General features: G+C 59.9%; 23 protein-coding genes and 1 pseudogene. 9 read left to right on the forward strand and 15 right to left on the reverse strand.

Annotated features, from left to right (window positions below; genetic code table 11):
- Positions 1-10: 10 nt before the first annotated feature.
- Positions 11-802 carry a phenylalanine 4-monooxygenase gene (locus CO657_RS07070; protein ID WP_012557410.1) on the reverse strand — a complete coding sequence of 264 codons (792 nt, stop codon included), beginning with the start codon at positions 800-802 and terminating at the stop codon, positions 11-13.
- 124 nt (positions 803-926) lie between these two features.
- On the opposite strand from CO657_RS07070, the gene CO657_RS07075 reads away from it, so the two are divergent.
- On the forward strand, positions 927-1,388 hold the full coding sequence (locus tag CO657_RS07075; RefSeq protein WP_012557411.1) for an Lrp/AsnC family transcriptional regulator: 462 nt from the start codon (positions 927-929) through the stop codon (positions 1,386-1,388).
- 36 nt (positions 1,389-1,424) lie between these two features.
- Here CO657_RS07075 and CO657_RS07080 read toward each other — a convergent pair whose 3' ends face one another.
- Positions 1,425-1,925 (reverse strand): Lrp/AsnC family transcriptional regulator, encoded by a 501-nt coding sequence (locus CO657_RS07080; protein ID WP_003587110.1) that lies wholly within the window; start codon positions 1,923-1,925, stop codon positions 1,425-1,427.
- Between the two features lie 129 nt (positions 1,926-2,054).
- Here CO657_RS07080 and hppD point away from each other — a divergent pair, with 129 nt between their 5' ends.
- From hppD to maiA, 4 genes are all read left to right on the forward strand, one after another.
- Positions 2,055-3,164, forward strand: a complete 1,110-nt coding sequence (gene hppD / locus CO657_RS07085; protein ID WP_054185743.1) for a 4-hydroxyphenylpyruvate dioxygenase — start codon at positions 2,055-2,057, stop codon at positions 3,162-3,164.
- Positions 3,165-3,228: 64 nt separating this feature from the next.
- Positions 3,229-4,590 carry a homogentisate 1,2-dioxygenase gene (gene hmgA / locus CO657_RS07090; RefSeq protein ID WP_054185744.1) on the forward strand — a complete coding sequence of 454 codons (1,362 nt, stop codon included), beginning with the start codon at positions 3,229-3,231 and terminating at the stop codon, positions 4,588-4,590.
- An 18-nt stretch (positions 4,591-4,608) separates the two neighbouring features.
- Positions 4,609-5,634, forward strand: a complete 1,026-nt coding sequence (locus CO657_RS07095) for a fumarylacetoacetate hydrolase family protein (RefSeq protein ID WP_054185745.1) — start codon at positions 4,609-4,611, stop codon at positions 5,632-5,634.
- Positions 5,631-6,263 carry a maleylacetoacetate isomerase gene (gene maiA, locus CO657_RS07100; RefSeq protein ID WP_054185746.1) on the forward strand — a complete coding sequence of 211 codons (633 nt, stop codon included), beginning with the start codon at positions 5,631-5,633 and terminating at the stop codon, positions 6,261-6,263. The genes CO657_RS07095 and maiA overlap by 4 nt, the downstream gene beginning before the upstream one ends.
- A 3-nt stretch (positions 6,264-6,266) precedes the next feature.
- On the opposite strand, the gene CO657_RS07105 is transcribed toward maiA, so the two are convergent.
- Complete coding sequence (locus CO657_RS07105; protein ID WP_003587103.1) at positions 6,267-6,737, reverse strand: MEKHLA domain-containing protein; 471 nt, start codon at positions 6,735-6,737, stop codon at positions 6,267-6,269.
- Positions 6,738-7,061: 324 nt separating this feature from the next.
- Between CO657_RS07105 and CO657_RS07110 the strand changes: the two genes are divergently transcribed.
- Both CO657_RS07110 and CO657_RS07115 read left to right on the forward strand, forming a co-directional pair.
- Positions 7,062-8,396 (forward strand): COG3904 family protein, encoded by a 1,335-nt coding sequence (locus tag CO657_RS07110; RefSeq protein WP_054185747.1) that lies wholly within the window; start codon positions 7,062-7,064, stop codon positions 8,394-8,396.
- Between the two features lie 82 nt (positions 8,397-8,478).
- On the forward strand, positions 8,479-9,747 hold the full coding sequence (locus CO657_RS07115; RefSeq protein WP_054185748.1) for a patatin-like phospholipase family protein: 1,269 nt from the start codon (positions 8,479-8,481) through the stop codon (positions 9,745-9,747).
- 90 nt (positions 9,748-9,837) lie between these two features.
- Here the strand turns inward: CO657_RS07115 and CO657_RS07120 are convergent.
- The 3 genes and pseudogenes from CO657_RS07120 to CO657_RS07130 all read right to left on the reverse strand — a co-directional run bounded on the left by CO657_RS07120 (position 9,838) and on the right by CO657_RS07130 (position 12,978).
- Positions 9,838-10,688, reverse strand: a pseudogene (locus tag CO657_RS07120) (glycine betaine ABC transporter substrate-binding protein).
- A gap of 240 nt (positions 10,689-10,928) precedes the next feature.
- On the reverse strand, positions 10,929-11,864 hold the full coding sequence (locus tag CO657_RS07125) for an ornithine cyclodeaminase family protein (RefSeq protein ID WP_054185749.1): 936 nt from the start codon (positions 11,862-11,864) through the stop codon (positions 10,929-10,931).
- A 13-nt stretch (positions 11,865-11,877) separates the two neighbouring features.
- Positions 11,878-12,978: a mandelate racemase/muconate lactonizing enzyme family protein gene (locus CO657_RS07130; protein ID WP_054185766.1), complete on the reverse strand. Its 1,101-nt coding sequence runs from the start codon at positions 12,976-12,978 to the stop codon at positions 11,878-11,880.
- Positions 12,979-13,121: 143 nt separating this feature from the next.
- Between CO657_RS07130 and CO657_RS07135 the strand changes: the two genes are divergently transcribed.
- Together CO657_RS07135 and CO657_RS07140 are read left to right on the forward strand one after the other, a co-directional pair.
- Complete coding sequence (locus tag CO657_RS07135) at positions 13,122-14,009, forward strand: LysR family transcriptional regulator (RefSeq protein ID WP_054185750.1); 888 nt, start codon at positions 13,122-13,124, stop codon at positions 14,007-14,009.
- A 248-nt stretch (positions 14,010-14,257) separates the two neighbouring features.
- Positions 14,258-14,659: a very short patch repair endonuclease gene (locus CO657_RS07140; protein ID WP_245293054.1), complete on the forward strand. Its 402-nt coding sequence runs from the start codon at positions 14,258-14,260 to the stop codon at positions 14,657-14,659.
- Between the two features lies 1 nt (position 14,660).
- Here CO657_RS07140 and CO657_RS07145 read toward each other — a convergent pair whose 3' ends face one another.
- The 9 genes from CO657_RS07145 to CO657_RS07185 all read right to left on the reverse strand — a co-directional run bounded on the left by CO657_RS07145 (position 14,661) and on the right by CO657_RS07185 (position 26,775).
- On the reverse strand, positions 14,661-15,410 hold the full coding sequence (locus CO657_RS07145; RefSeq protein WP_054185751.1) for a DUF6339 family protein: 750 nt from the start codon (positions 15,408-15,410) through the stop codon (positions 14,661-14,663).
- Complete coding sequence (locus CO657_RS07150) at positions 15,407-15,997, reverse strand: hypothetical protein (RefSeq protein WP_128715526.1); 591 nt, start codon at positions 15,995-15,997, stop codon at positions 15,407-15,409. Before CO657_RS07150 ends, CO657_RS07145 begins: the two co-directional genes overlap by 4 nt.
- Positions 15,975-16,244, reverse strand: a complete 270-nt coding sequence (locus tag CO657_RS07155; protein WP_054185753.1) for a hypothetical protein — start codon at positions 16,242-16,244, stop codon at positions 15,975-15,977. The genes CO657_RS07150 and CO657_RS07155 overlap by 23 nt, the downstream gene beginning before the upstream one ends.
- Positions 16,234-18,171, reverse strand: coding sequence for a hypothetical protein (locus CO657_RS07160; protein ID WP_054185754.1), 1,938 nt, complete (start codon positions 18,169-18,171; stop codon positions 16,234-16,236). Before CO657_RS07160 ends, CO657_RS07155 begins: the two co-directional genes overlap by 11 nt.
- Positions 18,172-19,161, reverse strand: coding sequence for a DNA cytosine methyltransferase (locus CO657_RS07165; protein ID WP_063856466.1), 990 nt, complete (start codon positions 19,159-19,161; stop codon positions 18,172-18,174).
- A 784-nt stretch (positions 19,162-19,945) separates the two neighbouring features.
- Entirely contained in the window at positions 19,946-23,761 is a 3,816-nt protein-coding gene (locus CO657_RS07170; RefSeq protein WP_054185757.1) for a vitamin B12-dependent ribonucleotide reductase, read from the reverse strand.
- 590 nt (positions 23,762-24,351) lie between these two features.
- Positions 24,352-24,942 (reverse strand): hypothetical protein, encoded by a 591-nt coding sequence (locus tag CO657_RS07175; protein ID WP_054185758.1) that lies wholly within the window; start codon positions 24,940-24,942, stop codon positions 24,352-24,354.
- Positions 24,943-25,233: 291 nt separating this feature from the next.
- Complete coding sequence (gene gpt / locus CO657_RS07180) at positions 25,234-25,728, reverse strand: xanthine phosphoribosyltransferase (RefSeq protein ID WP_054185759.1); 495 nt, start codon at positions 25,726-25,728, stop codon at positions 25,234-25,236.
- A gap of 204 nt (positions 25,729-25,932) precedes the next feature.
- Positions 25,933-26,775, reverse strand: a complete 843-nt coding sequence (locus CO657_RS07185; RefSeq protein WP_054185760.1) for a universal stress protein — start codon at positions 26,773-26,775, stop codon at positions 25,933-25,935.
- Positions 26,776-26,838: the final 63 nt, after the last annotated feature.

The following is a 26,838-nucleotide window of genomic DNA, read 5'->3' on the forward strand; positions in this document are numbered from 1 at the left end:
CCGTCGGCGTTTACGAAGCCTTGGCTTCGAAAGCGGGAGCGAAATCACCGAGCGATTTCGCCTTGAGGATCGTGCCCTCGATATCCTGTTCCACGATCGCCTCCAGATCGGCAAAGCTGTCGATGACGTAGTAGATCGGCTGGAGAATATCGATGCGGTAGGGCGTCCTCAGCACGCTCAGCAGATCGAACGGCCGAAACTCGCAGGCCGTGCCTTCGGTTGCCGCCTTGGCTTCGCTTGGTGATGAGACGATGCCTGCGCCGAAGCAGCGGCGTCCCTGCGGCGTGTTGATCAGCCCGAATTCGACAGTGAACCAGAAGATCCGGAACAGATGCCAGGAATAACCCTTGCCGAGCCGGACGGCGGTTTCACCGAAATGGCGGACGAAATTGGCATAGCTCTGGTTGGTCAGCAGCGGGCAGTGGCCGAACACCTCGTGGAACAGGTCCGGTTCCTCGATATAATCGATATGCTCGCGACGGCGCAGGAAGGTTGCCAGCGGGAATTTGCCCTGCGACAGAAGCTCGTAAAAGCGCGAGGGCGGGATGAGCGCCGGCACGCCTTCGACGCCGAAGCCGGTGGTCTCGTTCAGGCGTCTGTTCACATCGAGAAGCTGCGGCACCTTCTCCGGCTTGAGCCCCAGCAGCGTGACGCCGTCCAGATATTCGCGGCAGGCGGTATCGGCCAGCATCTTCATCTGGCGCCGGTAGAGTTCGCCCCAGATCGCATCTTCCTCGGCTGTGTAGTCATAAAGGCGGTCCGGGCCGGGCAGTTTGGCGGTGTAGCTGCTTTCCTTGGTCATAGGCTGATCCTCCCGGAGCATGACGATATGGCTGCCATTATCCTCCAGCTTTGGCGGATTTTCTTTTCTTTCATCTTGGATCTTGCGATAATGGTGGCAAATTTTCCCGAACCTGGGGCCGCAAATGAAAGAAACTGGGAACTTTCGCCGAACCCTTCTGCAGCTCATTCAGGCCGACGGCAGCCTTTCTCTGGCAGATCTGGCTGAGAAGGCCGGCATGTCGCAGAGTTCGGCCTGGCGGAAGATCCAGGAACTCGAAGCCGACGGCGTCATCCGCAAGCGGGTGACGCTGCTCGATCCCGGCAAACTCGATCTCAAGCTCTGCGTGATCGCGCATGTGACGCTGGAAGATCACCATGAGGAGGCGGTCGCCTCTTTCGCTGCGGTGGTGCTGGAGCGGCCGGAGATCATGGAGTGTTACGCCTTGTCGGGCGCCTTCGACTATATGCTGAAGATCCGGGCGAGGGACGTCGAAAGCTACGAAGCCTTCATGACGCGCTACCTCATGCGCAACCCGCATGTGCGCACAGTTGTCTCGAGCTTCGTGCTGCGCGAATTGAAATTCTCGACCGAATTGCCGCTCTGACGCCTACCGCCGGCGGGGCAGGGGATGTCTTCAAACTTATCGCATGCTGTCGCCATGGCGGCTGCCCGGCATGTGCACCGGAAAGCCCTCGAATGTCTTCAGCGTGTCGAGCACGATCGAGGTCTTCACGTGCTGGACCGACTCGTGCGGCAAGAGAACGTCGTTGACGAATTTTGAAAGATCGGCGAGGCCGCGGGCCGCCACCTTCAGGTGGTAGTCCATTTCCCCCGTCAAAGCATAGGCTTCGAGAACTTCCGGCAACCCGTTGATCAACTGGGAAAATCGGCGGGCATTGTCTCTATTGTGGGTCGCAAGCGTCACGGAAATGACCACCAGCATATCCAGGCCCAGCTTCTCTCGATCGAGATAGGCCCGGTAGCTGCGAATATAGCCCTCGGCTTCCAGCCGCGTGCGCCGGCGCGAGCATTGCGACGGTGACAGCGCGATGCGATCCCCCAGCTCGTTGTTCGTCAACCTGCCGTCCTTTTGCAGTTCCTCGAGCAGGCGCAAATCCAATTTGTCGAGCTGTTCATCCATTGCACGAAATCTCCATTATGCTCACGAACCGTGCATAATATCTTCTTCGAACATGAAGAATGCAAGGATTTTGCACGTGTTTTGCGCCACACTTTGCACAGTCAAACTCCATCTCTTCAGGAGGAGAAAATGGGTCCTTTCCCGCACGATGCGCCGCCATCCGAAATCACCGCCGACAATCCGGCCGGCACCGACGGTTTCGAATTCGTCGAATTCGCACATCCCGAACCCGAGAAGCTCAGCGAACTTTTCACGCGCATGGGCTATGTCGCTGTCGCCAGGCACAAGACGAAAGACATCACCGTCTGGCGCCAGGGAGACATCAATTATGTGGTGAATGCCGAGCCCGGCAGCCATGCCGCCCGCTTCGTTGGGCAACACGGTCCCTGCGCCGCATCGATGGCCTGGCGTGTCGTCGATGCCAAACATGCTTTCGACCATGCGGTGTCGAAGGGTGCTGTTCCCTACGAAGGCGACGACAAGATGCTCGACGTCCCGGCCATTACTGGCATCGGCGGCTCGCTGCTCTATTTCGTCGAAACCTATGGGGCGAAGGGTTCGGCCTACGATGCCGAGTTCGATTGGCTGGGCGAGCGCAACCCGCGACCCGAGGGGATCGGTTTCTACTATCTCGACCATCTCACCCACAACGTCTTCCGCGGCAACATGGACAAGTGGTGGGATTTCTACCGCGAGCTGTTCAACTTCAAGCAGATCCACTTCTTCGATATTGACGGCCGCATCACCGGTCTGGTCAGCCGCGCCATCACCTCGCCCTGCGGCAAGATCCGCATTCCATTGAATGAATCGAAGGACGACACCAGCCAGATCGAGGAATATCTGAAGAAGTACCGGGGCGAGGGCATCCAGCACATCGCCGTCGGCACCGAGGACATTTACGGCGCGACCGACAAGCTCGCCGATAACGGCTTGCGCTTCATGCCGGGTCCGCCGGAGACCTATTACGACATGTCCTATGAACGGGTGAACGGCCATAGCGAACCCATCGAACGCATGAAGAAACACGGCATCCTGATCGACGGGGAGGGCGTGGTGAATGGCGGCATGACAAAAATCCTGCTGCAGATCTTCTCCAAAACCGTCATCGGCCCGATCTTCTTCGAATTCATCCAGCGCAAGGGCGACGAGGGATTTGGCGAAGGCAACTTCCGGGCGCTGTTCGAGTCGATCGAGGCCGATCAGATCAAGCGTGGTGTCATCGGGACGGCAGCGGAGTAAACTCCTGAGCGCCGCGTCTCTGAACGATGCGCGGCGCTGGAGGGATTGAGGGAGGAGTTGAGCAATGGACCAGACATCGATCCAGACTTCCGGCGGTGAAGCTGCGACGGCAAGCACGCTGAAATATATGCCGGGCTTCGGCAATGACTTCGAGACCGAGTCGCTTCCCGGCGCTTTGCCGCAGGGTCAGAACAGCCCGCAGAAATGCAATTACGGTCTTTATGCCGAGCAGCTTTCCGGCTCGCCCTTCACCGCGCCGCGCGGGACGAACGAAAGATCCTGGCTTTACCGCATTCGCCCGAGCGTGCGCCACACCCGCCGCTTCTCCAACGCTTCCTATCCGCTCTGGAAAACCGCGCCTTGCCTGGACGAGCATTCGCTGCCTCTCGGCCAGCTTCGCTGGGATCCCATCCCCGCACCCGAGGAGAAACTGACGTTTCTGGAAGGCGTGCGGACCATCACGACGGCAGGCGATGCCGCTACCCAGGTCGGCATGTCGGCCCATGCCTACGTCTTCAACCAGGACATGGTCGACGATTACTTCTTCAATGCCGATGGCGAATTGCTGATCGTGCCGCAGCTCGGCGCCATCAAGGTGTTCACCGAAATGGGCATCATGGATGTCGAGCCCCTGGAGATATGCCTCATCCCCCGCGGCATGATGTTCAAGATCCTCAAGACCGGCGAGCAGGCGGTCTGGCGCGGCTATATATGCGAAAACTACGGCGCCAAATTCACGCTGCCGGACCGCGGGCCGATCGGCGCCAACTGCCTGGCAAACCCGCGCGACTTCAAGACACCCGTCGCCGCCTTCGAGGACAAGGAAACGCCGTGCCGCGTCCACGTGAAATGGTGCGGAAAATTCTATGTCACGGAGATCGGCCACTCGCCGCTCGACGTGGTGGCCTGGCACGGCAACTACGCCCCGTTCAAATACGACCTCAGGACATTTTCTCCGGTCGGCGCCATCCGCTTCGATCACCCCGATCCGTCGATCTTCTCGGTTCTGACCGCCCCGACCGAAGATGCCGGGACCGCGAATGTCGATTTCGTGATCTTTCCGCCGCGCTGGCTGGTCGCCGAGCACACATTCCGTCCACCCTGGTACCACCGCAACATCATGAGCGAGTTCATGGGCCTGATCCACGGCCAGTATGATGCCAAGGAGGAGGGCTTCGTGCCTGGTGGTATGAGCCTTCATAATATGATGCTTCCCCACGGGCCGGACGCGCTCGCCTTCGAAAAGGCAGCCAATGCCGAGCTGAAACCGGTGAAGCTCGACCACACCATGGCCTTCATGTTCGAGACCCGATACCCGCAACAGCTGACGAAATATGCGGCCGAGCTGGAAACGCTGCAGGAGGATTACCTCGAGTGCTGGGACGGGCTGGAGCGCAAGTTCGACGGCACCCCCGGTATCAAGTGATAGCATCGGAATTGGAACATGAAACTTGCGACCTTGAAGGACTCCACCAGGGACGGCCGCCTCGTCGTTGTCTCCCGCGACCTGACCCGCTGCTCGGAAGTCGGCCATATCACCCGCACCCTGCAGGCAGCGCTCGATGACTGGGAGCATGTGGCACCGAGACTTCAGCTGATTGCCGAAGGCATCGAAACCGGAGCCCAGCCGACGATCCGCTTTCACGAGCATGACGCTACGTCACCTCTACCGCGGGCCTATCAATGGGCGGACGGTTCCGCTTACGTCAACCATGTCGAACTGGTGCGCAAGGCCCGCGGCGCCGAAATGCCGGCGAGCTTCTGGACCGATCCACTGATGTATCAGGGCGGCTCGGATGCTTTCCTCGCGCCGCGCGATCCGATCCTGGTGGCCGACGAGGCCTATGGGATCGACATGGAGGGCGAGGTCGCCGTCATCACCGGCGACGTTGCCATGGGGGTGGGTCCGGACGCGGCGCGCGACGCCATCCGGCTGGTGATGCTGGTCAACGATGTATCGCTGCGCGGCCTGATCCCCGACGAACTGGCCAAAGGGTTCGGTTTCTTCCAGTCCAAGCCGGCATCGGCATTTTCGCCCGTGACGGTGACGCCGGACGAGCTGGGGGAGGCGTGGGATGGCGGCAAGCTGCATCTGCCGCTGCTCGTCAGCCTGAACGGCAGGCCGTTCGGCAAGGCCAATGCCGGGGTGGATATGACGTTCGATTTCGGCCAGCTGGTCGCCCATGCCGCCAAAACCCGCAGTCTGACGGCCGGAACCATCATCGGCTCGGGAACGGTTTCCAACAAGCTGGATGGCGGCCCGGGCCGGCCGATCGAAGACGGCGGCGACGGTTATTCCTGCATCGCCGAAATCCGGATGATCGAGACGATCGAAACCGGCGCGCCGAAAACGCCGTTCATGCAGTTCGGCGATCAGGTCCGCATCGAGATGAAGGACCGCGCCGGCCATTCGATCTTCGGGGCGATCGAGCAGACCGTCGAACGTTATGGCGGAGCGAGGGCGCAATGAGCGAGGTCGTTCTTTACGACTACTGGAGATCGTCGGCGAGCTATCGTGTCCGCATCGCGCTCAACCTGCTGGAGATCGACTACAGGACGGTGCCGGTCAATCTGCTGGAGGGCGCGCACCGAACGCCGGACTATCTCACGCTCAACCCCCAGGGGCTGGTGCCGACCCTGGTAATCGATGGAAGGCCGCTGACGCAATCGCTTGCCATCATCGAATATCTGGCCGAGCTTCGCCCGGAATGCGGATTGCTGCCAACCGATAGCGCCGATCGTCAGAGAGTCCGCGCCCTGGCCTATGCGGTCGCCATGGACATCCATCCGATCTGCAATCTGCATGTCGTCTCGCATCTCATGACGCTGACGGAAAAGGCCGATGCCCGCGAGGAATGGATGAAGCATTTCATCGGCGACGGGCTTCGCCTAGTGGAGGCCATGATCGGCGAGGCCGATGGAAAGTTCAGCTTTGGCGATAGGCCGACGATGGCCGACCTCTGCCTTATTCCCCAGCTCTACAATGCCCGCCGCTGGGGCGTTGTTGTGACCGCTTTCAGCCGCATCACCGACATCGACGCCAGATGCGCCGAACTTCCCGCCTTTCAGGCGGCGCATCCCGACCGCGTGAAACCGTAGAGACTACGCGTCCCGCCATGAAGAGAATATCGCAGCCTGACCCAACAGCTTGCCCGCTTCATCGATGAGCTGCCAGACGGTGAAGTTGTCGACCCAGAAACGGCGGCCCGATTTCGCGACTCTGACACCGCGGCCACTATCGACAAAACCATCACGCGTGACGGAATCGAGCAGCCGCTGGCGCTCGGCGCGATCAGGCTGTTCGGCCGAAAGCCGCGACGGCAGCGTGATGAATTCATCCCAGCTGTATTCGAAGCACTTCTGCGCAGTCCTATTCGCATAGATGAAGCGCGGGTCGGGCAGGGTATTGTGGGCAAGGACCACGAAAGGCGCATCATTGTAAAGCCAGTTCGGCCCTTGCCCCTCCTCGATAAGACGGCGGCCGGTGATGCGCAGGTAGCTTCCGGTAAGAAGGGCGAAGAAACCAAGATCATTCCTCAGGTCGAGGACGTGGGTGTCATAGGTGGAAGTCACGAACGGCCTCGCTGATCAAATGTGTCGGTGCAGGCGACATAGCCGATATCAATTGCACGCGTCTATGATGCCTCGAGAACTGCGAAGGGGCGGCATTTACCTTGTCTCATCACTTCTGATTGTGGCGCTTGCCAGAAGATCGCCCTTGTGCATTGATCTTAAGCTGCTGGGGCAGCTGTCAACATTCTCTGCGAAGCTATTGTTCTTCGGACCGTAATTGGCGTCGGCCGGTCACGGATGAGGCTGGTGGAGCAGGGGATTTTCATCATCCGGCTATACAGACCTGCGCAAGCTATGCTGCGAATGACGACAGGAGAAGTAAGGGTGCTCGAGGGCTGGGGAAGAATGCGGAAATTCGTCTCGTTGATATCGATGCTGCTGGCGTTCGTTGCCATGGCCGGAAAGGGGCATGCGGCCATTTCCTACCAACGTCTGGAGACCGCGCCGGGAGAACGCGCCCTGACGATAAAAGGCGTGTTCGAGAGTTCCGACGATGCGATGACGCTTGTCGACGAATATACGCAATACCAGCCGAGCTATGTCACCTTTGATTCGCCCGGCGGAAACGTGGTCGCAGCGATTAGGTTCGGTCGGGCCCTCCGCCTCCTGAATGCAAAAACGATACAGATCAGAGCCGCCGAGTGCGCGTCGGCTTGCGCCTTCGCCTTTGTCGGTGGCGTTGAAAGATTTGCCCAGCCGGGCTCCATCGGCGTGCATCGCGTTTCCCTGTCCGACGATGTTGCCATCGACAGCCAATTGGCCATCTCGACTGTTCAAGCACTGACCGGCGAGATCATCGGCTATCTCACCGACATGGGGGTAAGCCCCAATCTGCTGCAGCTCAGCCTGTCGATCGACAGCTCCGATATCAGGTATCTCACCGCTGCGGAAATGCGGGACTGGAACATCAACACTCCCGAGGATATGCCCTCGCCAGAGGAAGGCGCGGCACCGCCATCGGACGCCGCGCCTGAGGTGAGCGCAACACCCGCCGTCATGCTACCGGACTCAAGCGATTCTGAGGAGGTGGCCGCAGCCGAACCCGGCGACCTGACCACGGAGGCGGTTGATTTCGTCAACCGATACAATGACGAATGGTCGAAAGACAGCGCCTCGGCGTTGGCCTTCATGAAGGACGTCTATGCCGACGAGGTCTCCTTCTTCGGAAATCCGGTCGACAAAGGCGTCGTGCTAAAAGACAAGGCGACCTTCGCCCAACGCTGGCCGCAGCGCATCTACAGCGTCAAGCCAGGCTCCGTCACTGCCAGCTGTGCCGGAAAATGCGAGATGTCGGGAGTTATCGAGTGGTTTGCCGGAAACAGGGACACGGGTAAGACTTCCTCCGGCATGGCGGAATTCTCCTTCGTGTGGAACACGGCCTCTCTGCAGATCGAGTCCGAGAGCGGAAAGGTACTCACCACGGACAAGGGGGCAAAAGCGCCGGACCGGTTGATCCATCAGTGGACAGGACTGGACGACCTCTGCCGCACGAGTGTCGATCGCCAGGGCACCGAGGTGCTACGGGCCTGCAAACGGCGCGACGAACTCGGTCCGCTGCTCAACCGCGTCGACTGGTGCTACGGCCATGAAGGCGAAGCCGAAATAAACTGGGAGTGGCAAAAATGCGATGCCAATTCCCGCCGATATACGAGCAGGTAGCGCGCAGGCCCAAAAACAAGCAACCGGTCGTTGCCCGGAGGAAGAAATGTTGGGAAACTCACATTCCTAAGCGAGGCCGAGCATGTCAGAAGGCGAGCATTCCCGATCGAACACCGTTCTGCCGGGACCCGACGAACCCGACAAGCCGGCGGAGCGCTATCAACTCGGCCTCTGCCTTTCCGGCGGCGGCTGTCGGGCCATGCTCTTTCATGCGGGATCGCTGGCGAGGCTGAACGAGGCCGGTCTTCTGGCGAAGCTCGATATGATCTCCTCGGTCTCAGGCGGATCGATCGCCTCCGGCCTGCTCGCCTATATCTGGCCGCGGCTGGTCTTTGAGAACGGTGTCGCCGTCAACTTCAGAACAGAATATGTCGATCGCATTCTGGCCTTCAGCCAGGTCTTTGCCGATGGCCCGAGCTTTCTGAAGGGCGTGTTCAATCCCTTCTCGAGCGCGGCGGAGGAGGCCGCCAAACTCTATGAGCGACATCTGTTCGACGGAAAATCGCCAAGCCTGAAAGATCTTCCGAACGCGCCCTGGTTCGTCTTCTGCGCCAGCAATCTCAGCACCGGTTCGCTCTTCCGCATGTCGAACCGCTATATCGCGGATTACAGGATTGGCGTGTCGTTTCATCCCGCACTTTCGCTCGCGACCGCAGTTGCGGCTTCGGCGGCATTCCCGCCCGTGCTGTCCCCGCTGCGATTGGACCTGTCGCAGTTTTCCTGGACGAGGGAAAAACTCGACGATACCGTCGGCGAACCCGTTGCGCCGGGCCGGGCAATCCTCAGCGATGGCGGCGTTTACGACAATCACGGCATCGAGCCGGCGCTGAAACGCTGCGATTGCCTGCTTGTCAGCGATGCCGGCGCGCCTTGGCGCTCCTCCACCCGCGGATACTGGAATTATCTCAGCCAGCTGAAGCGTGTTCTCGACACCACCGACAATCAGGTGAGGTCGTTGCGGCGGCGAGACCTGATCGGTGGCTTCAAGGCAGCAGAACAGGCCGACATGCTCGGCCTCGACGCTCCTTCGAAATCGGCTTTGCGCGCGAGTACGCGCGGCGTCTATTGGTCGATCGACAGCAAGGAGGCCGAACTCGCGCCCTATGCCTCTTACACGCTGCCGCCATCGTCGGTCGATCCTTCCGACGTCGGCACCTACCTTCATTTCCTCGGCGCCAAGGAGACGGAGTATCTGACGACTTGGGGTCACCATGTCTGCGACGCGATGCTCAATCGGTTCTATCAATCGCCGCTGGCGCCTTCGTCCGGCCCGCCATTGATCGCCGGGAGCGTCAAGCCCTCCTGGGCAGCGAGCGCCAGCAATCGCTTGTTCGACTTCCTGCCCTTTTGAACGGAGGTGGCATCCCGGCAAAGCGCCAAGCGCGATTTTTATCGGAATGCTGGCCGCCCGGCTTGCGGCCGGACGACCAGCCTGGTTCTCTTATTTGGACTTGACGTTTTCCCAGCGTTTCATCAGGTCGGCATGGGCGTCGATCCAGGTCTTGATCGCTTCGTCCATCGAATTGCCGTCCTTGACGGCGCCGTTGATGGCGGTGATGTCGTCAATCGGCAGGTAGACGCTGGCCAGACCTCGCGGGCATGCGGATAGTCTGCCGAAAAGCCTCTATGGCCGATCCAGTAGTAGCTCTGCGGCGGCGGGTAGACGCCCTTCGGGTCCTGCAGAAACTTGATGTCGTATTTCTGGGCCATCCAGGATGGCGTCCACAGGGTCACGGCCACCCATTCCTTGCGGTCGATCGCAGACTTCAGCGCCGCCGTCATGCCGGCCGTGCTGCCCTCGATAAGCTGGAGCTTCAGACCATAGTCCTTGACCGCGTTGGCGGTGTCACGCATCAGCCCGGCGCCGGGCTCGATGCCGACGATCTTGCCGCCGAACTTGTCGGCATTGTCGTTGAGCTGATCCAGCGAGTCGATGGTGACGTATTTCGGCACTGCGACCGCCTGGTAAAGGCCGTGCGAAACTGGCGACAGCTTCTCCAGCTTGTTCTTATTCTTGTCCCAGTAGTCCTGGGCGGCGTAGTCCGTCTGGGAGGTCAGAACCTGGATGTCGCCCTTGGCAAGAGCGGCATAGGCAATGCCCCACTCGGAGAATTGGGTCACCTTGACGGTGTAGCCCGCATCCTCGAGGACTTTCTTGGTGATTTCGGTGATCGGGGTAAGGTCTTCCCACGTCATCGTTCCCATCGAAATGGTCTTTTCTTCGGCCTGTGCGGGCATCATGGTCATCCCGACCATTGCGGCAGCACAAAGTGCTTTCCATAAGATCTTCACGGTTCTCTCCTAGTTTGCGGTTCCTGTTATTATCGAAGGCTGATTTTTCAGCTTTCGCTATTGCGCGGCTGGGTGATAACCGCCCGGCTTGCAATTTCTGGAAACAATGGTCGTTCCAACCTCAGAGCGCGCACGGCCAAGCGCTCGGCGGACGCACTCGCCGGCGATCTCGAAATTCGCTATGCCCGGAGGCGATTTCGCTACCGTTCCGGCCTTGTGGCCGGATACGGAGGGCGATGGCTAAGCATTGACCGCATCGACCACGTAGCTCGCCATCATCAGATCGAGATGCGCGCCGCCGCCATTCTTGAAGACGGTGATCTGCTCGTCGGATTGGCGGCTCGTCGTGCCTGCTGTCACGAGATCATAGAGATCTCCCCTGATATGGGAGCGTTTGATGGCGCCGGCCGCGATCGGCTGCATGATCTCGCCGATCCGGTCCATCACCGTCTCCATGAAATCCACATAGACCAGCCCCGCGGCGATCAGCGCGTCATCGGCCTCGCGCATATCGGGCGTGAAAGCGCCGATCAGATCGATATGGGTGCCGGGGCGGACCCATTCGCCCCGAAGGATCGGGGAACGCGCCATCGTCGCAGCCGAAACGATATCGGCCGTCCGAACCGCCTCCGCCACGTCGGCAGCGGCCGTGACCTTAGCGCGCAGATCGCCAAGCGTGGCGGCAAGCGCTTCGGCTTGTTCCGGGCGGCGCGACCAGATCGAGATGCGCTCGATATCGGGAAAGGCGGCGTCATAGGCCCGCGCGAGAGTGGCGGCCACAGCGCCGGCCCCCAGGATGACCAGATGGCGGCTGTCGGCGCGCGCCAGGCATTGCGCGCCGAGAAGGGAATCCGCCGCCGTCTTGTAGTGCGTGACCAACCGGCTATCGATGACGGCCCGCACGGCCCCGCAATCCGCATCGAACAGCAGAACCGCCCCTTGAACCGAGGGCAGTCCCCTTTTGGCATTGCCGGGAAAGACGCTGTCCGCCTTGACCGCGAAGCCGAGACCATCGATCCGGGTGGCGCGGTTCAAAAGCCGTGCATCGTCCGAGCCGAGCAGCAGGTCTCCCTGTTCTGGCCGGGGCCGCTGATGGCCGCGGCGCAAGGCATCGACCGCAGCGGGCCAGCTCAGCTTCGATACGCTTGCTTCATAGGTCAGGAGGGCAGGGAGCATGGCGTGGCCTCCATCAGGAAAAGCTGGCCACCGGCGCGCCGAGCAGCGAGCGGTCGACCGTGATGCCGAGACCGGGGCCGGTCGGTGCAGCACCCCGGCCATTGCGCGTGCGCGGCTGATAGCCGGCCACATGCTCGTTCGTCCAATCGTTGAAGAAGGAGGTGTGCATCAGATTTTCCGGGAAGGCGCTGGCTGCTACATGCGACACCGCCGCCGCCGTAACATCGCCGCCCCAGACGTCCTCGATGCAGAAATGCATGCCGAGATCCTGCGCCGTGTTGCGCATGGCAACCGCCGGCGTGATGCCGCCGAGACGCCCGAGCTTGATGTTGACCGCAGCCGCATTCACCTCGTATTTGGCGCGATAGAGGTCGGCATGGGTGAGGATCGCTTCATCCAGCACGATCGGCAGCCCGCTGATCTTACGCAGCATGGCGCAATCGGCGAGATCCCGGCAGGGCTGTTCGACGTAGAGGTTCATATCTTCAAGCGCACGCATGGCGATCTGGGCTTCGAGCAGCGTGTATCCGGCATTCGCGTCGACGAAGAAGAAGATATCCGGGAAGGCCTTGACGATGGCACGGGCACGCGCGGCGTCGTTTACCGGATCGTCGCCGATCTTGATCTGGTAGCGCATGATGCCCTGGGCGCTGCGCTTGCTGACATAGTCGAGGCTTTCCTCGGTCGAGGACAGCGGCACGGCCTCGAAGATCGGCAGGTCGGTGCTCAGCACGCCGCCGATCAGCGCCGCGATCGGCAGATCGACGGATTTGCCGAAAATATCCCAGCAGGCCACGTCGAAAGCGTTCTTGGCATTGGCTTGTCCCATCAGCACACTGGCCATCAGGCGCTGCAGGTGCGTGCTCCTGCGCGGATCCTGCCCGATCAGCAGCGGCGCGAGTTCGCGCAGCGCCGCACGCGTGCTGCCGGCAAAGACCGGCAGATAATTGCCGGAAAGCGTTGCAGCCTCGCCCCAGCCTTCGATGCCGCTGTCGGTGATGACCCTCACGAGATTGGACGGCTGCTGTTTCGCCGACCGGCCCTTGGACATCACATAGGTTCCGTGGGAGTAGGTCAGGTCGTATTCGTAAAGCTCGATGGCCGAAATCTTCATGGCTGTCATCATCCCTGCTGAATGTCGCTTCCGCTTGAGGCGGCGCGACTTGGTTGCTGCATGAATCAAGATTTCATGCGGGCGGACTTGCGACAAACCAGTTTTCAGCGATAAAAGGGTCAGAAAATCTAGGCCTCAATTTCATGTCCATCGCGCCGCCGTTCGACAGATTGCCTTCGCTGAACGCGCTGCGCGCCTTCGAGGCCGCCGCCCGGCTGGGCAGCTTTCGCCGCGCCGCCGATGAACTGATGGTCACGCCAGGCGCCGTGGCCGCGCAGATCAAGGCGCTGGAGGCCGAATTCGGCGCCGAGCTGTTTCACCGGCAGGCGAGGGGTGTCACCCTGACCGCCCTCGGACAGCGCGTCGCTCCCCGGTTCAGCGCCGCCTTCGATGCGCTTGGCGGTGCGGTGCGCGAGCTGCGGCGTCACGCGGCCCCGCGCAAAGTCCATATTGTCACCTCGCCGGCGCTCGCCCAGCTGTGGCTGGCGCCGCGCCTGCTGCCTCTGCGCGCGGCGCTGCGCGATGTCGATATCTCGGTCACTGCACTCGAAGAGCCGCCGGATCTCAAGCGCACACCCTTCGATCTGTGCCTGTTCTATGCCGAGCCCGGCCCGGACAAGATCACCTTGTGGGACGAACAGCTGCTGCCGGTCTGCATGCCTGGATTGGCCGCAACGCTTGCCGACCCCGCCGATCTTGCAACGGTCAACTGCATCTCGGATGTGGTCTGGCAGGATTGGCGGATCTGGGCGGAAACCGCCATGCCCGACAGCCCGGTAATCCCCACCGGACCCGGCTTCTCACTCTATGCAGTTGCCGTGCAGGAAGCTTTATCCGGCGCAGGGGTTCTGATGGGGCGGCAATCGCTGGTGCAACCTCATCTCAACAGCGGCGCCCTCGTCGCCCCCTTCGACCGCCGCGTTCCGCTCGGCCTTTCGATCACGGCATGGATGCTGCCGGAAAGCCGCAACGACCGGGCCGTCATCGCAGTCGCCAACGGACTGCGCCAGATTGCTGGCGGGGTGGGGTGATTGTTGCGGAACGCGTGCCGCCAAATATTCCCTCTTTCGCGCCGCTGCACCTAGGGCACCGGAAATTCGGGAACCCAATTGTCATCAATCAGCAAGATTAGGCTAAGATGACCAACGCTAGCTTAGGGCCGGCTCCGGACGAACACAGCACCACTCCGGAGGCGCTGTCCGAAACGAGATACCGATTCGCGAAGCGACGGGATGCGGATATGGCTGACAATCTTACGACGACACAGCGTCAGGCGTGTATGAAAAAGATACGCTCGCGGAATACTAAGCCAGAATTGCAGCTGCGCACTGCCTTATGGGCATTGGGACACCGATATCGCATCCGATCAACGCTGGAGGGTAAACCGGACATTATCTTCCCGCGCTACAGGCTGGCTATTTTCGTTGACGGCTGCTTTTGGCACGGTTGTCCGATTCATGCCACGAAACCCAAATCTAACGCAGACTACTGGCTTCCGAAGCTTGAGCGTAATCGCGCACGTGATCTCGGGGTCACAGCAAAGCTCGCTTCGGAGGGATGGAGGGTTCATCGGGTATGGGAGCACGAGATTAGACAGGACCTGACGGCCGTTGTCAGAACGGTCCTGGCGATCATTGACGACGTTCGTCACTGCGGCATCATCTTCAAAACGGCTGACTAGTCTAGATGTCGCTGAGCGTTAGCTTAGTCGAAATCAGATCAGAGATAACGTTCGACGCCTGGGCGTTATCGAAGCAGTCGATCAGCTTGAAGCCACCGATCGAATTGACTTCTGCCATCAGACGTCGGAATGCCTGGCGCTCGAACAGCTTTTTGTTGCCTCTGTAGGACGTGACGAGCTTTTCCAGTATGGCTCCGAAAAGTTCGGTTGACTGCGACGTGGTAGGCCTTTCAACGAGGTTTGCCCGGACGTCGGATTTGTAAAGGAAAGCTTCGAGAGCGACCTCCCTGTCCAGCTCTGGCACTCGCGCGCAGAGGTGCGCCATCCACCAGAGTCGCGACGCTGCGTTGTCCCGTTCGCTCTGGCGCTTGTCGCGGGCGAAGAAGTGCCGCCGGATATGCGCGACTGCCTGGTCGTCGTCGTTCGGAATCGGCCATCGGCGTCTCGAATATTCGAGGAGATGCGTGTGGACATAGTAGGCCCAGAGCCGCTCATCGCGAGCTTCGTAAGCTGTCAGGCCGTTGAACGCATCGTAGAGGACAATGCAGTTGTCCACTTCGTAGTGGTCACCAGCCTTCGAAAACGTCATGTCCTTGAATCGTGACTCGTTTACCTCGCGGTCAAGTTCAAACCAGAGGGCGTCATCAACTTCAATGCTTTCGAAGTTTCCGCTTCGATATTGCTGGAGGTGTGTTGGGACTGCCTGGCGAAGTTCTTCGAGGGTCGTGCCCTTCAGGAGTCTGGCCTTCATGAATCCGCCTTAAAGAAATAAGCGTCGATGAGCTTCATTGGATGTTTCATCAGTTCCTGGGCCACGAAAGATGCGCTCTCATGGTCTAGGTTTATCGACAGGTCGTCGCACCTCTTCCTGAAGATATGCGCCCATCTGAAATCCTCGACCTCCTGCGGTTCGTATTTCAGCAACGAAACGCACTGGATCACCGCGCCGAGATAGATCGAGTTGAGAAGAATCGCCTTCTTTCCGCTGTCGTTGCGAGCGAGGTCGATTTTGGCTTTGGTGTCCGGACTGACCAAGATCGTGACCTTGTCGCCGTAAGGCTCCACGCGCCATTGGTTGTCAGGCACATCGTAATTCTTGACCAGCTGAAATGCCGAGCTGATAGGCTTAAAGGCGTCGCGGTCGACGTAGATCGATTGCGGCACCTCGAGCCCCAGCGCCGCGCCTTCTTCGAAGGCGAACGGGCCTGCGCCGAATTCGGCGTTGATCCACTTGCACGTGAAGTTATCGATATTCGTTCTCGCCACGACGTAGGGGTAGATGAGCACTTCGCCGCGAATCGAACCCGCCGGGAAACTATGGGAGTAGGGTCGGGACATCGCTGAGGACAGCCTTCCGGAAGTAGGTGTCACGGCAGGCGAACACCACTGAATAAGCGGCGCGCCCAGCTTCGATCTCCGCCACGATTTCCGGAACCGAGAGCGCGAAGGACACGTGTGCCGTCAGCGTCAGACCGTCGTCCGATTGTGTGAAGTCGACGGTTGCCTGGATGTCTCCGTCAATATAGTCGTCGACCGATGGACGAAGAACGGGGTAGGGGAATGCCCTGAGAAGATCAAATTGCATCTGCTACGACCTTGATCGTGCCGACGAACTCGCGGTCGAGTTCGACCTCGAACATCAGACGTTCCCCCGAAATCATTGGGAGCGAACCGACCATTCCGGCGGCTACCTTGCCGATCGTCGAACTCACCACGTTAAGTGCTCTGTCGGTATCAGCGCCGGAGTCCTGTAGCACAACTCGTCCCATACCTGTTCTCAGCGGAGTGAAAGCGATTCGACGACGACGTTTGTCGGCGAGGGGAACGGCACGAACATCCCGGACCGGGGCCGAGGAGAACGCTCCGTGTTGCGCGTTGCCCATTCCGCCCCCGCTGGCGTCGTCTCCACCCGAGCTGTCGTTTGGTTTTGGCTCTCCTACTCCTCCTTCGCCGGGTCCTGCATTTTCGCCTTGTGCATCGGCCTTGTCCGGACTGTCGAGGTCGTCGTCGACATCCGCGGCGACCGCATTGGGAGCTGGTAGGTAGCTCGGCGCGCGGATCTTCGACTTCACCTGCCGCGCGCGAATGACGATCTTGCCCGCAGGGTTTTCATCGCGCTTCTTTCCGTCTCCTTCGTCTTCTTCGTCAGCGAAGAAGTCCGCCAGCTCGTCAAGATTCGTCACCTCGGTGACAGGGTCCTGGGCGTGGCGCTTTAGCATCTCGCGAACAAAAACCGCGAGTTCCTTGAGCGCTGTCTTACCAGCGCTACGCCTGTCGGGCGGAAGTCGTTCTGGTTCGAAGGCATCATGGCGTGGCGGCTCCATTCCGCGCAACAGTGCCTGACCCTTGGTGCTGGAACACTCAAGTACGGCAACAAAGTCTTTGAATTCACCAAAACGCTTTAATCCGGCAAGCTCTTCAGTGATCAGCATGCCGTTTCTCAGCACAGCAACTTTCTTCGGCAGCTTTTCCCCGACAAGGATTCGTACTTGGCAATCGCCAAGATGTAGGTTTTGTGAGTTCTCGATGGAGACGCCTTCGCCGCCTTCCAGAGCCTCCAGGTAGCTTAGGATCGTCCGGAAACGGCCCGCTTCGCCTTCTTGCTCGTCGGCCACCTTTGCCAGTGCCCCGTTGTTCAGCAGTGTCGTCAGGCTTGCCGAATTGATGTCGTGGCTTCCGTCGATGGAAACTTCTAGTTCGCCGCGTTGGATGGCGCCAAAGAAATTCATGAGGATGTTCGCGGTGAGAACGTTCTGCCAATCCTTCACCGCGTCGAAGCCGAGGATGCTCAGCGTGGTTCCGGCAAAGCCCGAAATCTCGCCGTCATGCGTTCTTCGGAGCCAGTCAGGCACGTCGTCTGTGAGTGAGGTGATGGGCATGCATCCTTCGGTGACGCCCCAAAACCCTGTACCTCTACGCACCTTCTTCTTGTCGAGGTGCGACATGAGGACCGATTTGCCCTGGACATAGTGATGCCAGCCACCGGCGTCGTCTTTCCATATCGTCGTCACGAAGACCGTACGTAGACCTGAAACCGTGAACGGTGCGAACTTTCCGATGCCGTAGGAGCCAGTTGAGGTGTCGGCTTTCCGGCTCTGGCCCGTGGCCTTCAGCAGAGCAAAGAAGGGCTGTCCATTTTCACAGGGACCTTTCACGCCGATCGTGTTGGAATCTTCGATTTGCAGGACAATAAGATCTTTTTTCTTCAGCAATGCCTGTGCGTTATCGAAGAACTTAACAGCCTTCTCGTTCTGCTCCGCTTTCGCAGACTCAAGGCACTTGTCGATCGTCTTCGAGAACCCATCAAAACCCGGGATCTGAGACGGCGGGATCTTTTTGAGCGAAACGCGGATGCGTGCAGGATTTCCGGCTTTTGCGTCTATCGTGTTTTGAGGAACCTCGCGGCCGAGATGCTGGAACGGATTGCCGCTGAAGTGCTCCATCGCGGAATCGTTAAACCCGTCCCATTGACCCGATGCGTCAATTGGAAATTCGAACCCCACCTTCGCCAATTACGACACCCCATTCACAAGCTTGGCTTTTACGCGTTCCGCTAGAAGTTTCGCCACGGGAACAGCGATCGCGTTTCCAACTTGTGTATAGCGTTTTGCACGTGGCACAACGTCGGGAAACGAAAAATCCTCTGGAAAACCCTGCAATCTTAAGCATTCGTCTTCAGTAAGCTTTCTCAACCCGTGGCCGTTCATGATGAAAGGCACATTATGGCCGCCGAGACCCATATTCGCCGTCAGTGTCGGGCAAACTCCCGCTTCCTTCGCCCGCACCTCGTATTTCCGGAGCTGATATAGACGTTCGCGGTCAGTCACAGCTTCGGAAATCATCTTGTAGTAGCGGTTCTCGCTATCGAGATAATATTCGTCCGCCACGCTCTCATCGAAGCTGATGTAGTCCCTCAGCCGCTTCGGCGTCGCATTTTTCTCGGCTGGAAAGTTGAACCGCCCGCTGTTGAAGTGCTCCATGGAAAGGGCCACCATGAACAAGCGGGTTCGTTGCTGTGGCAACTCTGTCAGCTCGAAGGCGCTCAGTTCTTGGGCGTTTTCCGGCCGAAACCAGTAACCTGCCTTCTGTATGGCGCGTTGAACCTCCAGGAACCATGCTCCACCCTCGCCATACCGGAGGAACGGTGCGTTTTCCAATACGAGAACTTTTGGCTTCCGGTCCCCGAACTGCTCGATGATCCGAATGATCTCGAAAAACAGGCGACCTCGCGGATCCTCGAAGCCTTTCTTTTCTCCGGCCTGAGAGAAGCTCTGGCAGGGAAAACCGGCATGAAGAATGTCCACTGGTGACAGCGCATCCTCAACGACATCGATTTCAGACACGCTCTTCGTTATCAGACGAACGTGCGGAAGGTTCTTCCGGTAGGTTTCCGCCGCATGATCATCGATCTCAACTGCCCAAGAGGATTCGAATCCCGCCTGCTCGAAGCCGAGGCAAAATCCGCCGATTCCCGAGAACAAAGCACCGCAAGTTAGCGTCATTTCCGTACCAATTCTAAGACTCAGAGACGCGCCGGAGCGCGCTTCCTTTTACACCAAGGATCGGCGGTTCGGCAGCGGGGTCTCGAAAAAAATAAGATTATGCGGGTCCCGGTGGTTTTCGGCCTGTTTGACGGAAAGCGCATTGCATGGCTGAGCTCCAAACTATGGCTCCCCTTCGCTTCGACCGTTAGAACAGCCGAGATCTACCTTCCTGACGTCAACGCGCTTCCCAACCGGTGCCGAGATGCGCTGGTGACGGCCGAGGAGCGGAAGCCTATTTCCATTGACGGCTACGCGAGCAGGGTGCACGAGGTGGTGCCGGAATTAGTGAAGGACGCTCACCGTCCGATTCCAGGTGGGACAGCGACGTGCGTCACAATTAGCAAACGACTGACGGACGGATGGTTGCTTAGTTCGTGAGTCTCCGAACCGGGGCCCGAAGAATGCGATGACGATGGTATCGTCGGCGTCGCACTGGGAACGCGCCTCGAACTCAGCCTAGAACGAACAGGCCGTCAAGGGTATCGGCGCAGAGAGCTTCGAGCGCGGTCGTATCGCGAGTCGCGCACGACAGATCACGGACAGCTGGCGACTCATAGCGGTCGATACTGACGAACAAACCCCTGAAGCCATCTTATTCCCCCTTTCGTTCCCGAGGTGATTTTCCGGACGCCATCGGCACCCGGAAAGATCTTCGCTGCGAGAGAACCGCCATTGTAGCAAGGATTACGTCAAAATGACAAAGTTCATGTCGTCGCACGCACACGAGGAGTAAGAAGCCCGCTCAGCTGCACCCGCTCGTCGCGCCGCACGTGTCGCACTTCTCGCAAGTCCCATTCCGCACCATCGTGAAGTTCTGGCACTCCGAGCACATGTTGCCGGTATAGCCCTGCATGATCGAGCGCTGGCGGCGTTCGGCTTCCACCTTCTTGGCTTCGGTCTTGGCCGTTGCCGCGTCCGCTGCCGCCTTGTCGGAGAAGAGGGCGGTGGCGTCGCTGGTGATTTCCTCGGTTACCTCTTCGGCGATCTCTTCGGCCAATTCCTTGGCGCGCTCCTCGTAATCGCGCTTGAAGGCGACGATTTCCGAGGTGGAGATGGCGACCGTCGGCTCCAGCTTGCGGGCAGCACTGCCGGCAAAGGCAGTTACGGTGCCGGTGGAGGCGGCGCGGGCAGGGGCCGCGGTGGCGGCACCCTTGGGTTCGCCCGCCTGGCGTTCGCCGCCGGTGCCGGAAACCAGCGTCGGCTTGTAGCCGCGGGTCCAGCCTGTGGAAAGCAGGTTGGTTTTGCCTTCCTGGATGCCCTTGCCGAGGGCCGTGTTGGAGAAGTCAGACGTATCGACATGGGCGAGGTCATGACGGCCGAGATAGGAGACGGCCAGCTCGCGGAAGACATAGTCGAGGATCGAGGTGGCGTTCTTGATCGCGTCGTTGCCGATGACCATGCCGGCCGGCTCGAACTTGGTGAAGGTGAAGGCCTCGACATATTCCTCGAGCGGCACGCCATATTGCAGGCCGAGCGAGATGGCGATGGCGAAATTGTTCATCATCGCACGGAAGGCAGCGCCTTCCTTGTGCATGTCGATGAAGATCTCGCCGAGGCGGCCGTCACCGAATTCGCCGGTTCTGAGATATACCTTGTGTCCGCCGACGGCGGCCTTCTGGGTATAGCCCTGGCGGCGGTTCGGCAGCTTCTCGCGTTCGCGCGAGACGCGTTCGATCACCCGCTCGATGATCTTTTCGGTGACCGTCACGGCCTGTGCTGCGAGCGGCTGCTGGATCAGTTCCTCCAGCGCATCCTCATCGCCCTCGTCTTCGATCAGCGAGGCATTGAGCGGCTGCGACAGCTTCGAGCCGTCACGATAGAGCGCATTGGCCTTGAGGCCGAGCTTCCAGGAGAGCAGGTAGGCGTTCTTGCAATCCTCGACGGTCGCCTCGTTCGGCATGTTGATCGTCTTGGAAATCGCACCGGAGATGAAGGGCTGGGCAGCCGCCATCATGCGGATATGGCTTTCCACGGAGAGGTAGCGCTTGCCGATCTTGCCGCAGGGGTTGGCGCAATCGAAGACCGGCAGGTGCTCGGCCTTCAGGAAGGGCGCGCCTTCCAGCGTCATCGCGCCGCAGACATGGATGTTGGCGGCCTCGACGTCCTTCTTCGAGAAGCCGATATGGTCGAGCAGGCTGAAGCTCATATCGGCCAGCTGTTCGTCGGAAACCTTCAGCGTCTCCTTGAGAAAATCGGCGCCGAGCGTCCACTGGTTGAAGACGAACTTGATGTCGAAGGCGCTCTTCAGCGCAGCATTGACGGCGTCCACCTTTTCGTCGGTGAAGCCCTTGGTCTTCAGCGTCGACGGGTTGATTGCCGGCGCCTGGTTGAGGTTGCCATGGCCGACGGCATAGGCTTCGATTTCGGCGATCTGGCTTTCGGAATAGCCGAGCGTGCGCAGCGCGTCGGGCACGGCGCGGTTGATGATCTTGAAGTAGCCGCCGCCGGCGAGCTTCTTGAACTTGACGAGGGCGAAGTCGGGCTCGATGCCGGTGGTGTCGCAATCCATGACGAGACCGATCGTGCCGGTGGGCGCGATCACCGACACCTGGGCATTGCGGTAGCCATGCTGTTCGCCAAGCGCGAGCGCCTTGTCCCAGGCTGATTTGGCGTGGGCGGCGAGATCCTGATCCGGGTTTTCCGAATGGATCAGCGCGACCGGGTCGATCGACAGCGCCTCATAGCCGGAGGTTTCGCCGTAAGCGGCGCGGCGATGGTTGCGGATGACCCTGAGCATGCTCTCGCGGTTCGGCGCGAAGTTCGGAAAGGGCCCGAGCTCGGCAGCCATTTCGGCGGAGGTCGCATAGCAGATGCCGGTCATGATCGCGGTCAGCGAACCGGCAATAGCGCGGGCCTCAGTGGAGTCATAGGGAATGCCAGACGACATCAGCAGGCCGCCGATATTGGCGTAGCCGAGGCCGAGCGTGCGGTATTCGTAGGAGAGTTCGGCAATGCGCTTCGACGGGAACTGCGCCATCATGACCGAGACTTCGAGCACGACGGTCCACAGGCGAACGGCGTGTTCGTAGTCGGCAATGTTGATGCGCTTGGTCGCCTTGTCCTTGAACTGCAAGAGGTTCAGCGAGGCGAGGTTGCAGGCCGTGTCGTCGAGGAACATGTATTCCGAGCACGGGTTCGAGCCGCGGATCGGGCCGCCCGCCGGCGAGGTGTGCCAGTCGTTCATCGTCGTGTTGAAGTGGATGCCAGGATCGGCCGAGGCCCAGGCGGCGTAGGAAATCGTTTCCCAGAGATCGCGCGCCTTCAGCGTCTTCATCACCCGGCCGTCCTTGCGGGCGGTCAGCTTCCATTCGCCGTCATTTTCGACGGCGCGCAGGAAATCGTCCTTGATCGAGACGGAGTTGTTGGAGTTCTGGCCGGAGACCGTCAGATAGGCTTCCGAATCCCAATCCGTGTCGTAGGTCTTGAATTCGAGATCCTTGTAGCCCTGGCGGGCGAACTGGATGACGCGCTGGACGTAATTTTCAGGAACCTGGTCCTTCTTGGCGGCGCGGATTTCGCGCTTCAGGGCAGGGTTCTTGGTGGGATCGAAGCAATCGCCGTTGTCGCCGCCGTCGCAATTGACGCAGGCCTTCATGATCGCCTTCAGGTGGCGGGCGACGATCTTCGAACCGGTGACGAGGGCCGCTACCTTCTGCTCTTCCTTGACCTTCCAGTTGATGTATTCCTCGATATCGGGATGGTCGATATCGACGACCACCATCTTGGCGGCACGGCGCGTCGTGCCGCCCGATTTGATAGCGCCCGCGGCGCGGTCGCCGATCTTCAGGAAGCTCATCAGGCCGGAGGAGCGGCCGCCGCCGGAAAGCTTTTCGCCTTCGCCGCGCAGCATCGAGAAGTTGGAGCCGGTGCCGGAGCCGTATTTGAACAGGCGCGCTTCACGCACCCAGAGGTCCATGATGCCGCCTTCATTGACGAGGTCGTCCTCGACCGACTGGATGAAGCAGGCATGCGGCTGCGGATGTTCGTAGGCCGACTTGGATTTGGTCAGCTTGCCGGTGAAGGGGTCGACGTAGAAATGGCCCTGGCCGGGGCCATCGATGCCGTAGGCCCAATGCAGGCCGGTGTTGAACCACTGCGGCGAATTCGGCGCGACGCGCTGGGTGGCGAGCATATAGGCAAGCTCGTCCTTGAAGGCGGCAGCATCTTCTTCCGAAGAGAAATAGCCGCCCTTCCAGCCCCAATAGGTCCAGGTGCCGGCGAGGCGGTCGAAGACCTGGCGTGCATCGATCTCGGAGCCGGTCTGCTCATCCTTGGACAGGGTCTTCAGCGCCGCATCGTCGGGAACAGAGCGCCACAGGAAAGAAGGAACGTCGTTTTCCTCGACCTTCTTCAGCCGGGTGGGGACGCCGGCCTTGCGGAAATACTTCTGCGCCAGAACGTCGGTCGCGACCTGGGAGAACTGGGCGGGAACGTCGATATTCTCGAGGCGGAACACGATCGAACCATCGGGGTTCTTGATCTCGCTGGTCGCCTTGCGGAATTCGATATCCGCATAGGCGCCTTGGCCGGCCTTCGTGAAACGACGTTCGATGCGCATGGTCTTGACCTCGTGTTGGCGCCCAGTCCCCACGACCGGGGCGCAAAATTCCTATCCGGCGGCACATTGTCGTCGTGCAGCCAGTCTCGTTTCCGTATTGTCACAGGGGTGTCATCCGGAGATGTCCTTCCTGTATCTTGTGGTGATGGTGGCTGCAAACGCTAAATATAGTATTAACAGCTTATTATCGCCAGTCCCGACGTCACTTTTTTTGGAGGCCGAAAATCGCGCAGAGATCCTGTCAGGCCTGACACCGTTGCCGGCACATCGCCCTGATTCCGCGTCCTAATTTTCAATAGGGAACCGGTCTCGTTACCTCCGGTCCTGTCGCCGCCGCAACATCAGGGACAGTAAGTTTGAAACGGGTGATTCCGTCAAGGGCTGGCCGTTAATTGATTGCTAACCACAACATCTTGTGGATGCGCCTGTGGAGATTGGGGAAAGCCGGGGAGCCCTGAAATTACAATGGCTTGCAGGCGCTGCCGGCTAAGGAAAAAGCCGGAACCACAAAAAAGCGTCCTGCGGCAAATCTTGTGATGGCATTTCCCGTGCAAATGCGCATGCCGATTCGGCGTAGAATTCGGCCCTCTTCAGAGCGCATCGATGGCGATGGTGACGGTGGCGACGCCGATCGGCTTGTCCTCTTCGTCAATGACGACGAAGCTCGCCTGCGTTTCGAGCATCTGGGTCGATTGGTTGCGTTCCGCCCGGTCGATGAAGATCTCTCGAGAGCCGTCGGCGAAGGTTCTGAGGTATTTCTCCTCGTCGCCCTGCCAGTAGTCGGCGGTGATGGTGCTTTGCCCGACGTTCAGCCCGTGACTGTCGGTGACGAAAAATTCGACGATCGCTCCCTGCGAGGCGTCCTGCCTGGTTTTCAGGTAAGTCGACACGGATTTGTCGAGCAGCAGCTGCACCATCTGCAGATGGTGCCGGTCGACCTCCGACCGGTAGGTCTCGTCGAGGACCCGCATGTCGATTTCGCTGACATCGCCGAATTCCGCATTCTGCTCGGCGATGGCCTTCAGCACCAGCGGTGCTTCCACCATCGGCCGGATTCGCGTCTCGACATAGTCGCGCACCAGGGGAATATAGGCAGGCTCGGCGCGGGCAGGCGCCTGGAGAAACAGACATGCCGCCAGACCGACGGTTACACCGGCTCCCACATGCACCCATCGCGCCATCTTGTTTCCCCATGCCCGTATCGTCGCCGCACGCTTTAAGCGCAATTTGATATGATTCGCACGTCGCTTCGTGAATGTCGGCCGGACGTGTGCAGAGGTTCCCGGCACGACATGCATCAAGCAAAGAACGAAAGCGCGTCGCATCAATCGAATTTGATGCGATGCGCTTTAGTATATGAGCATAAGGTAAAATAGATGTGTGAATCCCGATAGCGGAATCGCGAAACCCGCAGACAAAATCTGGAACAATTTCAAGTGGTAAATGCGAGGATCACGCGCTCTGATCGGCGATCAGCGGGCGCCCTTGGCGATCGGCTCCTGGTAGGTGAAGCCCATGTCCCAAGGGAAGTAGATCCAGGTATCCTGGCTCACCTCGGTGATGAAGGTATCGATGGTAGGAACACCCTTCGGCTTGGCATAGACGCAGGCGAAATGCGCCCTCGGCAGCATGGCGCGCACCTGGACGGCGGTCTTGCCGGTATCGGTCAGATCGTCGACGACGAGCACGCCTTCGCCGCCGTTTTCGGCAAGCTCGGGCGCTATTCCCTTCAGCAGCGTCATGTCGCCCTGGTTCACATAGTCATGATAGGAGGCGACGCAGACGGTCTCGATCAGCCGGATGTTCAGTTCGCGTGAGATGATCGCGGCCGGAACGAGGCCGCCGCGGGTGATGCAGACGATCGCCTTGAACGTCTGATCGAGGCCGGCAAGCCGCCAGGCAAGGGCGCGCGCATCGCGGTGGAACTGATCCCAGGAAACGGGAAAGGCTTTATCGGGAAGGGACATCGGGCTGCTCCGCGGCATGAAAAATCAACACGCCGTTTGCCGGCGACCGGAGGGGCTTGAGGCGGCGATCGGCAAAACAAGAAATCGCGCGAGTTGCAACTGCGCGAGATCGCGCGCTGCACTGCGCGAGTTGTGCCGAGGCCCGAAGCCGTCATCGGTCGGCGCAATTAACGGAATTTGCCGGCAAAAGGCAAGAGCAGCCGATCAACGCGACAGAAGCGTCAGCGCCGTCATCGAGTGCAGCAAGGTCCTCGTCGTGCCGCCGAAGATCATCTGCCAGAGCCAGGAATGGGTATAGGCGCCCATCACGAGAAGATCGATGCTGTCGTCCGAAAGCCGGTTCTCGATGACATGCGAGGTGTTTTTATCCACGCTTCGGGCGGTTGAAAGCGTCGTCTTCACGCCGTGGCGGGCAAGTGTCGCGGCGATATCGGCGCCTGCCGTCAGCGGCGATTGCAGCGCCGTGTCGGCCGGATCGACCGAGAAGATCTCCACCGCGTCGGCCGCCTTCAGGATCGGCAGCGCGTCGAAGGTCGCGCGCGCTGCTTCTTTCGAGCCGTTCCAGGCGATCAGCACACGCTTGATCGGCTTCGGCTGACGGATGATGTAGGGGATTATCAGTACCGGCCGGCCGCTTTCGAAGAGAAAGCTGTCGACGTCGACATGGCTGTCGGAGGGTCTGGCGGGGTCGGCCTGCGAGGCGATCAAGAGATCGGCGCTCCGCGCGCTTTCGATCAGCGGTGCGGAACCGTAGCCGGTTGACGTGGTAAAGCTGCGCCATTCGGAGGCGACGCCCGATGCTTGCGCCTTGGCGCGAAAGATCCGCTCCACCGCGATCGTCTCGCCATGCGCCATGTCCTGCAGCGCCTGCACGGCGACGGGATCGGGGATTTCCATCGGCGCCACCAGCGGCACGGCGGAGATGGTTTCGGCATGCAGGCCGATCACATGCGCGCCGCTTTCGGCGGCAATGGCGAAGGCGAAATCGGCAACGGCGGCGCTATTGTCTGCTGTATCGAGAATGGCGAGAATGGTTTTGTAAGACATATCAATTCTCCTTGCTCTGAAAATGGCAGGCGCGAGGCAAGGAATGCACCGGATCGTCCTTCC

Source organism: Rhizobium acidisoli (assembly GCF_002531755.2).
In the GTDB taxonomy this organism is placed as follows: domain Bacteria; phylum Pseudomonadota; class Alphaproteobacteria; order Rhizobiales; family Rhizobiaceae; genus Rhizobium; species Rhizobium acidisoli.